At 37.7% G+C, this 13,324-nt stretch carries 12 protein-coding genes; 2 read left to right on the top strand and 10 right to left on the bottom strand.

What is annotated here, in order from left to right; genetic code table 11:
• From RCG22_RS06360 to RCG22_RS06370, 3 genes are read right to left on the bottom strand one after another with little or no spacing between them, the layout of a single operon-like run.
• A complete protein-coding gene (locus RCG22_RS06360; RefSeq protein WP_308106219.1) occupies positions 1-561 on the bottom strand; it encodes a 4Fe-4S dicluster domain-containing protein in 561 nt (186 codons plus the stop codon).
• Complete coding sequence (locus tag RCG22_RS06365) at positions 562-2,751, bottom strand: molybdopterin oxidoreductase family protein (RefSeq protein ID WP_308106220.1); 2,190 nt, start codon at positions 2,749-2,751, stop codon at positions 562-564.
• Positions 2,732-3,742, bottom strand: coding sequence for a hypothetical protein (locus tag RCG22_RS06370; protein WP_308107103.1), 1,011 nt, complete (start codon positions 3,740-3,742; stop codon positions 2,732-2,734). Before RCG22_RS06370 ends, RCG22_RS06365 begins: the two co-directional genes overlap by 20 nt.
• A 404-nt stretch (positions 3,743-4,146) precedes the next feature.
• Here RCG22_RS06370 and pdxR point away from each other — a divergent pair, with 404 nt between their 5' ends.
• Positions 4,147-5,598 (top strand): MocR-like pyridoxine biosynthesis transcription factor PdxR, encoded by a 1,452-nt coding sequence (gene pdxR / locus RCG22_RS06375; protein ID WP_308106221.1) that lies wholly within the window; start codon positions 4,147-4,149, stop codon positions 5,596-5,598.
• Between the two features lie 269 nt (positions 5,599-5,867).
• On the top strand, positions 5,868-7,100 hold the full coding sequence (locus RCG22_RS06380; RefSeq protein ID WP_308106222.1) for a benzoate/H(+) symporter BenE family transporter: 1,233 nt from the start codon (positions 5,868-5,870) through the stop codon (positions 7,098-7,100).
• Between the two features lie 66 nt (positions 7,101-7,166).
• Here RCG22_RS06380 and RCG22_RS06385 read toward each other — a convergent pair whose 3' ends face one another.
• From RCG22_RS06385 to deoC, 7 genes are all read right to left on the bottom strand, one after another.
• Entirely contained in the window at positions 7,167-7,472 is a 306-nt protein-coding gene (locus tag RCG22_RS06385; RefSeq protein ID WP_308106223.1) for a uroporphyrinogen-III synthase, read from the bottom strand.
• Positions 7,473-7,559: 87 nt separating this feature from the next.
• Positions 7,560-8,516: a carbon-nitrogen hydrolase family protein gene (locus RCG22_RS06390; RefSeq protein ID WP_308106224.1), complete on the bottom strand. Its 957-nt coding sequence runs from the start codon at positions 8,514-8,516 to the stop codon at positions 7,560-7,562.
• Positions 8,517-8,753: 237 nt separating this feature from the next.
• Positions 8,754-9,035, bottom strand: coding sequence for a cytochrome aa3 quinol oxidase subunit IV (gene qoxD, locus RCG22_RS06395; protein ID WP_308106225.1), 282 nt, complete (start codon positions 9,033-9,035; stop codon positions 8,754-8,756).
• Position 9,036: 1 nt separating this feature from the next.
• Positions 9,037-9,633 carry a cytochrome aa3 quinol oxidase subunit III gene (qoxC, locus tag RCG22_RS06400; protein ID WP_308106226.1) on the bottom strand — a complete coding sequence of 199 codons (597 nt, stop codon included), beginning with the start codon at positions 9,631-9,633 and terminating at the stop codon, positions 9,037-9,039.
• Positions 9,633-11,579: a cytochrome aa3 quinol oxidase subunit I gene (gene qoxB / locus RCG22_RS06405; RefSeq protein WP_308106227.1), complete on the bottom strand. Its 1,947-nt coding sequence runs from the start codon at positions 11,577-11,579 to the stop codon at positions 9,633-9,635. Before qoxB ends, qoxC begins: the two co-directional genes overlap by 1 nt.
• Positions 11,580-11,661: 82 nt before the next feature.
• Complete coding sequence (qoxA, locus tag RCG22_RS06410; protein ID WP_308106228.1) at positions 11,662-12,537, bottom strand: cytochrome aa3 quinol oxidase subunit II; 876 nt, start codon at positions 12,535-12,537, stop codon at positions 11,662-11,664.
• Between the two features lie 126 nt (positions 12,538-12,663).
• On the bottom strand, positions 12,664-13,308 hold the full coding sequence (gene deoC, locus RCG22_RS06415; RefSeq protein ID WP_308106229.1) for a deoxyribose-phosphate aldolase: 645 nt from the start codon (positions 13,306-13,308) through the stop codon (positions 12,664-12,666).
• Positions 13,309-13,324 lie beyond the last annotated feature (16 nt).

Here is a 13,324-nt window from a genome sequence, read left to right on the forward strand (position 1 = left end):
CTAATACAATTTCGTGACCCCCTGTAAAATTCCAGGGAGATTCACTTTTACATTTGTATCACCTTCTAAATAAGGCATACTTGTCACCCATTTACCGTTATCAAGATTAAATTTATTTCTCTTTTGTTCTATTTCTTTATCCGTCAACCATTGGAGTGTGTTGGTAGGGCATACACTTGCGCACATTGGCGGGATTCCATCCTTTGAACGGTCGATGCAAAGATCACACTTATACATTAGATTTTGTTCTGTATCAAACTTTGGAATTCCGTATGGACAAGCAATCGTACAATTTTGACAACCGATACATTTTTCAACTAACGCCGATAAAACAGCTCCCGTTTCATGAATTTGAATCGCCTGTGCTGGGCAGCTTCTAGCACAGGCGGGATTTACACAGTGAAGGCACATAAGAGGCATTGTTTGACGATTAACCAGAGGATTCACATCATAAACATAGTTGCGATTACGCTCTTCATGACCTCCACACTGTGTGCAAGCTGCCAAACAAGAACGGCAGCCTATACAGTTTTCAAGTTCTAAATAGAGCCTCTTTTGCATTTACTTCACCTTCCTCATTTCCAGTTTTTCAATCTGTGCGGCACAAGCCTTGAATTCAGGCATTTTGGAGATTGGATCAAGAGCAGGGTTAGTTAGATTGTTCGCAGCTAGTTCAAAATCCCAGTGATAAGGAACAAATATGGTGTCCTTACGGATCGCTTCCGTAATTTTCACTTTATAAATGACTTCCCCACGTCGTGTGAACAGACGGACTCTTTCTTCATGTTCAATATCATATTTTTTGGCCGTCTCTGGGTGTATTTCGACAAATGGTTCTGGACACATATCTTTCAAGAATTGAATTCTTCTAGTTTGATTACCAGATAGATAATGGTAAACCACCCGCCCGGTTGTTAAGCGGAGCGGAAATTCTTCATCTGGTTCTTCAGCTGCAGGAACATAAGGGAGTGCCAGAATTTTGGCTTTACCATCTGGAAAATAAAACTTTTTATCTAGGAACATATGAGGAGTTCCCGTATCTTCTTCATCCTTACATGGCCAAAATACTCCATCTTGTTTTTCGATTTTTTCCCAAGTAACCCCGTAATAATCTGCTTTTCCACCTTTAGAGGCTAACCGCAGCTCATTAAAGACATCCTCAGATGTTTTTAAATGGGAGAAGTATTTGCCACGGCCAAGACGTTCCGCTAATTCCACTTGAATGAGCCAATCTGGCTTTGATTCGCCTAACGGCATTTGAGCACGATTAATTTTAATCACACGGCCTTCGACGTTTGTAGTTGTCCCTTCATCTTCCGCCCAAGTTGTGGTTGGAAGCACAACATCTGCATATTCAGCGGATTCAGATAAGAAGAAATCTGAAACGACCATAAAGTCAAGCTGTTTTAATACCTTACGTACATAGTTTGAGTCTGGTGCAGAAACTACGGGATTAGAACAAAGCAGATACATAGAACGAATGATCTTTTTCTCCATTAATCCAAATAATTCAAAAGCAGATACTCCTTCACCAGGCATCTCTTCAGGTTCAATTCCCCAAACTTTCGCTACTTCCTTCACATGCTCAGGATCAGATAATTTTCGATATCCAGGTAAAGCGTCTGCTTTTTGGCCGTGTTCCCTTCCACCTTGGCCATTTCCCTGTCCAGTGATCGTTCCAACTCCCGCTTTTGGGCGGCCAATATTTCCTGTTACAAGTGCTAAATTAATGTAGCCGGAAACATTATCTACACCTTTTACCTGTTGTTCTATACCTCTGGCAAACAATAGAATCGCATTCGGCGCTTTTCCATAAATTTCAGCAGCCTTGATAATTTTTTCCGGTGCAATACCCGTGATTTGACTAGTATATTCAGGTGTAAATTCTTTTACTAGTTCCCTTGTTTCTTCAAAACCGTTTGTATGGTTTTGTACAAAATCTTCATCGACATGACCGTTTTTGATTAATAAATGTAATATTCCATTTGCTAGTGCTAAATCCGTCCCAGGTCTTAAATCAAGATGGACATCGGCCCTTCTGGCAACTGGGGTTTCCCTTGGATCAACCACAATTAAATAGCCGCCTCTTTCTTGAACTGCCCATACACGGAACATCATCGTTGGGTGACACTCTGCCGCATTACTTCCTGCAAGGAATAAGCAATCTGTATCTTGGATGTCTGTCCAAGGCACTGTCGATCCCCTGTCGATCCCTAATGAGCGGTTGATTCCACTTGCCGCACTCGCCATACAAAACCGTCCATTGTAATCGATATATTTCGTTTGCAGAGCAACACGAGCAAATTTCCCATTTAAATAACATTTTTCATTCGTCATTGAAACTCCGCCGTATACGGAGAGCGAATCTTTCCCATAGTCATTTTGAAGTTGTTTAAACTTTCTCGCAATTAAATCATATGCTTCTTCCCAACTTGCTTCACGGAATCCGTGTTTCGAACCTTTTAAGGATTTGTCATCGCGGATTAATGGCTTTAAGATTCGATCTGGGTTGTTTACCTGCTGATAAGCGGTAACGCCTTTGGGACACATTTTACCAAGCGTAACTGGCCAATCGTAACGAGGTTCCACCCCGATTATTTTATTGGTTTTTGTATTTACCCTTAGGTTCATACCACATTGCATTGCACAATAGCTACAGTGTGTTTTGATTAAAGCTTCATTTGGATGATTTAGATTTTCGATATCTTTAAAAAATACATCTCTTTCGTTCTTAAAATTTTCCCTTTGCATTCTGGTTTGCCTCCTTGACCTTAACTTGATGTGTTGCGAAACCTGAAAATCTCGAAATTCTATATTTTCTGCGACACGGCAGACAGAGTTCTGCAAGATTAAACCCATCCTGCATATTAAATTCCATTTCATTGACACCTAAAACTTGAATGACATCATTCGATTGTTCCACTGATACAAAATGATCGCCGCATACTTTACATTCTTTCATTTGCTGCTCACCATGATGTTCACGATAATTTCGAGCAAGTACGCTCATTGGGCGGAATGGAATATGGGCAAGCTTTCCAAATGGTAGATAAATTAGTGTAACAATAACTGAAAATTGATGAATCAGTGACATTTGCGGCTGCATCCAGCCATGTAGGAATACGTTTTGGACCGTTAATAAAAGTCCAGTAACGGAAATAAATAATAATAGATAAAGCGGTAAGAAATCGTAGATAAACTTTTGTTCTGCTCTGGCTTGCATATTTTTTAAGCGGCGGTTTAGAGCCATACAAACTCCTACTGTAACCATGATGGCAGCAATATTAAGTGCGTTATAAGATAACCAAGCGATGATTCCATCTGCTTTCACATTCATTACATTCATTCCAAATAACACAATGGTATAGAAGCCATTGCCATCCATCGTAAAATACATCCAGCTGAACACTAGCGGGAAAGTTACCAAGCATGCAAGGACACAGCCCCAACCGATTAAAATATGCTGAACCCAGCGGTACACCCCACGGTTACGAATGAATTCGTAAATAGCTAAATGATTTACTACTGTTTTAGGTGTACTTTTTCGCAATAAAAGCTTTAAGCCTTTTTTGATAAAAATTTTGGTAGGAGGTCTTTCCCCCCAAGCAATAAATCGGTAGAAAAAACCTCCAATAAATACCATGGTTCCAATCATGTATCCATAAAGATTTAAGTCGATATGTGTAAACATTCTCGTACCGATAAACGTTAAAATCGCTACTCCAACAACCGTCAGAAACATTGATTTGGCAAAGTGAGACGCAAAAGCACTATTTGTTGACTTTTGGAGTTCCTCACTTATTTCAATTTGTTCAATCAAAGCATTTCCTCCCTTTATTAAAACTACTATTCTTTCGATTTCACTCTTAACGAAGAGATTACACTGTCAAAAAGATGTAAAGTGTGAGGTTCTTCACATTTTAATAGGACTTCAACGAATGTTAACAATCTTTTGTCAGAACAAAAAAAATTGAAAATTGGACCTTGAGCACGAGGATAAAGTGGATTAGTAATTAGAAAAAAGTTGTTTCAGTAGTGAACATCTTGACAATAAGATGGGGATATGGATTTAATGGTTATATGTTTAGTTTTAGACCCGTTATAAAAACAGATTGAAAAATATCAATGAAAATTTTGGTGAAAACAATGGAATGGAAACCGGATAAACAAAGTGATATTCCTCTTTATCAACAAATCGCTAATTACATACAAAAAAGAATTGCTTACGGTGAGTATCCGCCTGGAACAATTCTCCCTCCAGAAAGAACTTTAGCAAAAGAATTAGGTGTAAACAGAGGCACCGTTGTAACTGCCTACGACGTGTTATACTCCAATGGAATGATTGAACGGATAAAGGGGAGTGGAACAAAGGTCCTTTCAGACGTATGGGGGTTAACGCGCTCTCGAATTCCCAATTGGGATCTGTATGTTGAGCGTGGATCGTTTCTGCCTAATCTTCCTTTATTTCAACATATTCGTAAAGAAATTCATGGAAAAGATCTGATAAACTTTGCAAGTGGGGAATTGGCACAAGACTTGATGCCCTATGATATTTTCAAGGATATAATGTCAAAAAATGAATTCAAGCAATCTCTCAGTTATGAACATCCCCAAGGCAATCTTGGACTTCGAAATGAGATCGTTAACCATTTAAAGGAGTACAGAAACATAAAATGCTCCAGTCAATCTATTTTGATAACCTCTGGTGCCCAGCAAGCCTTACATCTTGTTACTCAATGTTTGTTAAACCGGGGGGATGCAATCGCATACGAGGATCCCTCATATGCTCATTCACTCCCCATTTTTCGTTCAGCAGGTTTAAAGACGCATAAACTACCTGTTGGAAGAAATGGTATAGATCCAGAGGATATTTTATATTTATATCAAAAGTATAAAATAAAAATGGTTTTTCTTAACCCTATCTTTCAAAATCCAACTGGCAGTCTTTTATCTTTGGAAAATAGGAAACGAGTACTGGAAATTTCAAAAGAGATAGGCATCCCTATCATAGAGGATGATCCCTACAGCTTAATTTCATTCTCAGATGATTTAAATACATCCACTCTCAAATCTTTGGATCCAGGTGGAAATGTTTTATATATCAGCTCATTTTCAAAAATAGCTGCTTCAGGATTACGCATAGGCTGGATTGTTGGGCCAGATAATGTCATTCACCGATTGGCCGATGCCAAGCAGCAAATAGATTTTGGTCACAGTATTTTACCTCAATGGCTCGCTGCAGAGTTTTTACATTCGGATTCATTTGGTTCGATATTACTTGAGTTAAAACAGAAGCTTATTGAAAAAAGGGATACACTTATTACTATTTTGGAGGAAGAAATGGACGAATATCTATCTTTTCATATTCCAGAAGGCGGTATTCATTTATGGTGTCAATTAAAAATTGAAGTCAATGAATATCAATTACTAGAAGAAGCGTTACGAAACGGGGTTGCCTTTGTTCCCGGGTCCCTTCTGGGAACAAAAAAAGGGTGCATTCGGCTAACATATGGACGAGTAGAAACCAACCTGATCAGAGATGGAATATTAAAGTTGAAAAAAGCAATTCTTAAATTGACAAACTCGGCAATAATCTAGATAGGTAAAAAAACATGAATTAATAGATATAAAAACGCAAGCGCTATCTAGGCCTTGCGTTTCTTTATTATCTATGTTCTAGTAATTGAATATTAAAAGTAATTAATGTAAAAAGTGGATGTGAATAAAAGATGCAAATTGGATCTTTTAAAAATTTCAATATCTTCTATGATTAAAGAATAGCTTCTATTGCAACCATTATATAAATGAATAAATCCGAGCGAATGGAACTAATAGAGGAACTTTTTAACTAAGAAGGGAAATAATTTGTGAATCGTACCCAAGAAAAAAGCAAATGGAGAAGGAATATATTATTAGATATAAATACCAAAAATATAGCTGCAGGGACCGTTGCAGGAATATTCGTGATAACAGGACCATCTGCTCTAATACTAGAAGCTTCATCAAATGGGAATTTTAGTGCAGCACAAACCATACTTTGGATATTTTCCGTTTATGTATTCGGAGGCTTATTGGGAATTTTCTTACCATTATACTATCGAATTCCTATCGTCGGAGGTCACTCCTTAACAGGAGTTGCATTTCTTGCCACTATGACAAACCAGTTTTCTTTCAATGAATTAATAGGGGCATACATAGTTTCAGGGCTGTTGTTATTATTCGTTGGTTTACTAAGTTTTTTTTCAAGATTAGTGAATTTGGTACCTAGGGAAATTATTTCGGCCATGCTGTCAGGAATGATTATGAAATATATGGTGAATTTTATTATTTCCACAACCCAACTTTTGCTCGTTGGAGCTATTTCTTTGATCACTTTTTTTGTTTTTAGTAGGTGGAGGACAAAAATTCCTCCTGTGATTGCAGCAATTATCATTGGGACGATTGTACTATCCCTAACCTATCCCATAAATATCGGTGATTTGGTTCCAGGAGAGTTTCTTCCACAAATTCAACTACCAAATTTTAATATAGCCAGCTTTTTTTCTGTATCAATACCACTTGCATTACTAATTTTAAGTAACGATGTGGCAGTTGGGATAGGTGCATTAGAACAAAATCATTATCATACCCCTATTAATCGAATTGTTTCCTTTAGTGGAGTATTTTCTGTGATCTCAGGCTTCTTTGGGGGGCAATCGGCAAATATCGCCGGTATGGCAACCGTCATTTGTTCGGATGAAGAGGCAGGTCCGAAGGAAAAAAGATTCATGGGGGCAGTTGTTTCAGGTGCTCTCTTATTAATTTTTGGCCTATTTTCATGGAAACTCGTTCCTTTTATTCAAGCCTTACCGAAAGAATTTATCTCTATCATTGTTGGATTTTCACTTCTTGGAGTGTTCAGCAAAAATATCCATCAAAGTTTCTCTAGTCCATCAATAAAAATAAGCACAACCTTCGCCTTAATTATTGCATTATCCAATATTACAATATTAAATATAAGCTCTCCTATTTGGTCCTTATTGATAGGTACTGTAATTGCTAGATATATTGAAAAGGATACAATGGGAAAAATTGAGAATGATGGAAAAAGATCTGCTTAATTCATTGGGTGATTTCTATCCTAGTTTTTTTAATGTAGAAAGTGTTTTATACCCTCTAGAAGCAGTCTAAGATTGTTGAATCATATTTATAAACGTTTCTTTCATCCCTTGTTTCTCGGCTATTTCCAACAAAGTTTGTGCTCCAATTCCTGTCGTAAAAATTGCCCAATCTGTCCCCTTCTGTATAAGTTTCTTAAGATCCAGTCCGACATTTGTTTCGGCTAAAAATACAGTTCCTTGAAGTGAACGGACGATTGGGACTCCTCCCTGTTTTTTAATAAGCATACTGATTTCTTCTGTATTACGCGATGCACTTATAGCAATACGTTTTCCCTTTAACCCTTTTACAATATTACGACCTTCTTCGAACAAAATATTTTTATCCCCTTTCAAATAAGTAAATAAGCCGATTTCCTATTAATAAGAAAACGGCTTTATTACTTAAATAGATATATGGTGCTATTTCTGCCAAAGTGTGCTCTCTTGTTTTTCATTGTTAACTAACAATTTAAAAACGTCCGGTCTGGCATAATGACCTACGGGATCAAAGTCAAATTGGCTGTATGCGATTTGTTTCATATCAAGGTCAGCAATAATGATATCTTCTTTTCCCCAAACGGGTTCAGAAATGTATTCACCCAAAGGTCCAACAATTGCACTTCCACCATTACACATCACTTCGGGAGCAGACTTTAAATCATCATAACAAGCTAAATCTTCAGGATACATATCCTTCGTTACATATTGATTGCAGGACAGAACAAAGCATCTTCCTTCCATTGCAATATGGCGAATGGTTGACTGCCATGACTCCCTAGCATCTGCAGTTGGTGTAATATATAGCTGAACACCCTGAGCATACATGGCGGCCCTTGCTAGAGGCATATAATTTTCCCAACAAATCAATGCACCAATCTTTCCATAGGGGGTGTCAAAAACAGGGAGTGTACTTCCATCACCCTCACCCCAAACAATTCGTTCTGCTGCTGTGGGTTTTAATTTACGATGTTTTCCTAAAAGCAATCCATCTGGACCAATGAAAATAACTGAACAATAAAGAGTTCCTCCACTATTTTCGCTATCTCGTTCTATTACTCCCATAACAAGGTAAACGCCAGCCTCTCGTGCGGCTTCCCCAAGTATTTCTGTCGCTTCACCTGGTACAGAAATCGAGTTCTCCCAATATCTATACCAGTCTTTCCTTCCGTCTTCCGTACGGCTTCCTATAACCGTACCAAAAGATAAGCCTCTAGGATATGCAGGGATAAACGCCTCAGGAAAAACAACAATATTAGCCCCCTTTTTTCCAGCTTCCCTTATCAACTTCACTGATTTTCCTATGGTTGCGTTAAGGTCCATTAGAACAGGAGCAGCTTGGATAACAGCAACCCTTACACTTTGATTTGTATTCGCCATATTTAAAGCACCCCTAGTAGCTATTTTACAAATATGATAATAGAATGATCATAATAGTAGAACCTCCAAATACGATGAAATTCACCCATCCAATTCTCTTGTTCTACTAATTTCCTTTAAATAGGAAAAATTATACATTCCTTAATTCGTTATTTGATTGTAATCATATAATATAATGCTCTATGCCCTCTATGTAAATAAATGAAGAAAGAGCGTTAAAAAACGCCCCCTTTCTACTTACATATCCCATAGGAAAATAAGCAATGTACCAAAAACCGTAATTAAGGCCATGCCTATCATAAAATAAACTTTTCCATAAATAATCCACTTATCTTCAGTTTCTCCAGCATGCATGAATACAACAAATTGAAGGGAAGCTTGGGAAAAGGCAGTAATTATAAGTACCGTCATACCTGCTGCAAAAGACAAATCCAAAAAGTAAACTGTTAGAGCGACTGCCGTTAGAACGAGGGAAGAAACAAATCCCATTATTTGATTTCGCGGAAATAATTCGCTCATATTACATCATTCCTTTCAAATAGATGAAGCTAAAAATAAAAATCCAAACGACATCTAAGAAATGCCAGTAAAGAGAAAAGATAAATGATTTATTGGCTGCCTCCGGAGTCAGCCCCCATTTTTTTATCTGGATAAGTATAGATGCTCCCCAGAATAAACCGAAAGTAACGTGTGCACCATGTGTACCTAATGTAGTCATCAAAATGGCGGTAAATGCACTGGTTTGCAGTGTTGCTCCTTCATGAATATACGTAATAAATTCATCTATTTCAAAGCCCAGAAAAACCAGACCAAGAAGAAGAGTAATCACAAAGAATGTCAACATTGCCTTTTTGCGTCCAATACGCATGGCATGTATGCCAAGCCCAATTGTAAAACTACTTGTCAATAATACCAATGTTTCAATTAAAACTGGGGTCATCTCAAAAATTCCAGCCCCCCCTGGACCATTTCCAACTCTATGTTCTAATGTAAAATACGAAGTAAAAAGAGTGGCAAATAGCATAATTTCGGCTGCTAAGAAAACCCAAAAGCCGAAAATATTCAGTCCGTTTTGCTTTGTACTATATTCTAAGGGTAGCGAGTGATCAATTTTCATTAGTTAGCACCTCGCAATTTTGTTTCAGTTTCTTTGATTTCTTCAACAGAAATATAACGACCATTATCTCTTTCAAATGAACGATGGAACATACATGCAAATATAGCAATGATTGAAATAATTAATGGAATCCACAATGAGAATATAAATGAGAATCCAAAAACAAAGAATATTGCGCTCATAATAAATGGAACTCCGCTGTTATTTGGCATATGGATTTTTTCAATTTTGCCAGGAAAAAGCTCATGCCCTTTTTTCTTAGCATCCCAGAATGCCTGACTGGAAGCAACATTAGGTATAATGGCAAAGTTATATTCCGGTACAGGAGTAGATGTAGCCCATTCAAGGGAACGTGCATCCCATGGATCTGCACTAATATTTCTTGGTGAAAAACGTACACTGTAATACACGTTATATACGATCAAAACAAAGGCTAACGCCATAAGATCTGCACCGATAAATGAAACCATATTTAACGGTCCAAAGCCAGTTGCCCCAGAATAGGTGTACATACGGCGTGCTTGTCCATCTAAACCAGTAATGTACATTGGGAAGAACGCTAAACAAAATCCGATTGATAGAAACCAGAACGTCCACTTTCCAATTCTTTCATTAAGCATAAAACCAAACATCTTTGGCCAATAATACGTAAGTCCGGCAACCATCGCAAATACCACGCCAGGGATAATCGTATTATGGAAGTGAGCAACTAAGAACATAGTGTTATGGTATTGATAGTCAGCTGCAGACATGGCAAGCATAACCCCTGTCATTCCTCCTATAACAAATAGCGGAATAAAACCGATTGAATATAGCATTGGGACGGTAAAACGAATCTTACCTTTCCACAAGGTGAATAACCAGTTAAAAATCTTTACTCCAGTTGGAACAGAAATAGCCATTGTGGTGATCGAAAAGAAGCTATTGGCAAGTGCCCCTTGACCCATTGTAAAGAAATGGTGAGCCCAGACCATACATGAAAGTCCTGAAATAATTACCATGGAGGCAACCATCGATTTATAACCATAAAGATTTCGCCCAGCAAAGGTTGAAATAATCTCACTATAGATTCCAAATGCAGGTAACACTAAGATATAGACCTCAGGATGGCCCCAAACCCAGAAGAGGTTTGCCCAAAGCATATCGACCCCGCCATTTGTTGTTGAAAAGAAATGTGTACCAAACAATCTGTCCATTGTTCCCATCCCAAGTGCAACGGTTAAGACTGGAAATACTGTTACAATAATAAGATTTGTAACTAATGAAGACCATGTGAACATCGGCATTTTCATTAAATTCATGCCAGGCGCTCTCATCTTAATAATAGTAGTAATCATGTTAATTCCTGTCATCAGTGAACCTAGGCCGGATATTTGAATAGATAACATATAATAGTTCGTTCCGACTGACGGACTAAATTCATTCCCAGCAAGCGGAAAATAAGAAGTCCATCCTGCATCTGGTGACCCACCGACAACAAAGGAGATATTAAATAGCATCGCTCCAAAAAAGAATAACCAAAAGCTTAAGGCGTTTAATCTTGGAAAAGCAACATCACGCGCTCCAATTTGTAATGGAACAAGATAGTTCATAAAAGCAAAGATAAATGGCATGGCCATAAACATAAGCATGATAACCCCGTGTGTTGAGAAAACTTCATTATAATGCTGTGCATCCAGCAATTTATTATCAGGTACAGCAAGCTGTGCTCGCATCATTATCGCGTCCACTCCACCTCGAAATAACATAATTAAGGCAGAGATTAAATACATAACACCAATTCGTTTATGGTCAACCGTGGTTAACCATTCACACCATAAATAATTCCATCTTTTAAAATAAGTTAAGCCCGCAATGATGGCGAGCAATGTGAGACCAATGGCTGCCATAGAAGCATAAATCGCCAATCCTGGATGCGGAACTGCAAAACGGTCAAAGAATTCCATCCTTAATTGACTCCTTTCGGGATATGAATCTAGTTTATTTAACTCTGAATTATTATTGATAATTTTCATTTTTTGAAGGTTTCTATTTTGTACCTTGGTTGTTACCTTCTGCCGATTCAGAAGAACCGCTTTTGTATGGCCCTGGTGCAGGGCTAAAACTTAAATGAGTACCTGTAAATGTCATCTGTCCAAGATGTCCAGGTTTTAATAAACCTTCAAATTTTTTCTCTGTTAGTGGATCCGACGTTTTCTTGACATCTTTTACCCACTGATCAAAATCTTTTTGCGACACTGCTGTGACATTAAACGTGTTTTCAGCAAATCCCTTACCGCTGAAACTAGAGTTACGTCCTGTCATTTCACCAGGTTCATCAGCTGCCAAATGTAATGTCGTAATCATATTCGACATTGCATACTTTTGCCCGCCAAGTTGCGGAATCCAAAAACTTGTAATTGGCCCATATGAATAAAGTTTAAATTCAATAGGACGATCGGTTGGGATATACAAATAGTTAACTGTTTCAATATTTTCTTCTGGATAACTAAAATGCCATTTCCAGTCTGATGATGCTGCATAGATAACTATTGGTTCTTTATCTTGATATGCTATTGGCTTTGCTTCCACAATATAATTACTTTGAACAGATACAATGGATAAGTACGCAACAATAATCACAGGAATACCAACACAGATTGCCTCGACCCAGTTCTTTCCTTCAATGTGAGGCGGGTAGTAATTCGGACCTTGTTTTGAAGCACGATACTTGACTAACATATAGCTCAAAATAGCAAAGACAACAATCACAATAACTGACATAATACTTATAGATAGAATAATATCATTGGCTTGCCTCTGGGCTTGAGGTCCTTTTGGATCAAAGACCAATAGCCGCCGACATCCTGTAAGCACTGTGATTATAGTGAAAACAAGTACTAATATAGCCGGTTTACACTTCATTCTAGTTCCCCTTTCCTTTTTTAGAATATATTAAATTTAATTTTTAATAAAATGTGAATTATTTCACAACTATTTACAAATAGAATCGTTAAATATCAATTTAATAGATAGATATAAAAATATCGTCTATAATCCAAAAATCTTAACCCCTGAACTTATACCAATTCTTGATGCTCCTGCATCAACCATAGCCATAATATCATCCAGATTACGGACTCCTCCTGATGCCTTAACCCCAATATTTGGTCCAACTGCTTTTCTCATAATCGCTACATCTTCAACAGTTGCTCCGTATAAAGAAAATCCTGTAGAAGTCTTGACATAGTCTGCACCAGCTTTTACAGAAATTTCACATGCACGTATTTTTTCTTCATTTGTTAATAGGCATGCCTCAATAATAACTTTTACCAAAGCCTTTCCTTTTGCAGCATCTACGACTGATCGAATATCCTCCTCAACAAGTAAATCGTTTTTGTCTTTCAACGCCCCAATATTAATGACAGTGTCTACTTCTACAGCGCCATTTTCAATTGCATTTTTGGTTTCAAATGCCTTTGTTTCGGGTGTGTTCGCACCTAAGGGAAATCCTATAACCGTACAGACATTTACTTCCGACTCGCGCAAAAGTCCTGCTGATAGTCTTACCCACGCAGGATTTACAACGGTTGATGCAAAACCATATTGTTTTGCTTCTTGGCATAATTTAATAATTTCCTTTTCGTTTGTGTCAGCTGATAGTAATGTATGATCGATTAGTTTTGCGAAGTTCATTTAATTAACCGCCTTT

The sequence above is a fragment of the Neobacillus nitrireducens genome (assembly GCF_030915405.1).
In the GTDB taxonomy this organism is placed as follows: Bacteria; Bacillota; Bacilli; order Bacillales; family Cytobacillaceae; genus Neobacillus.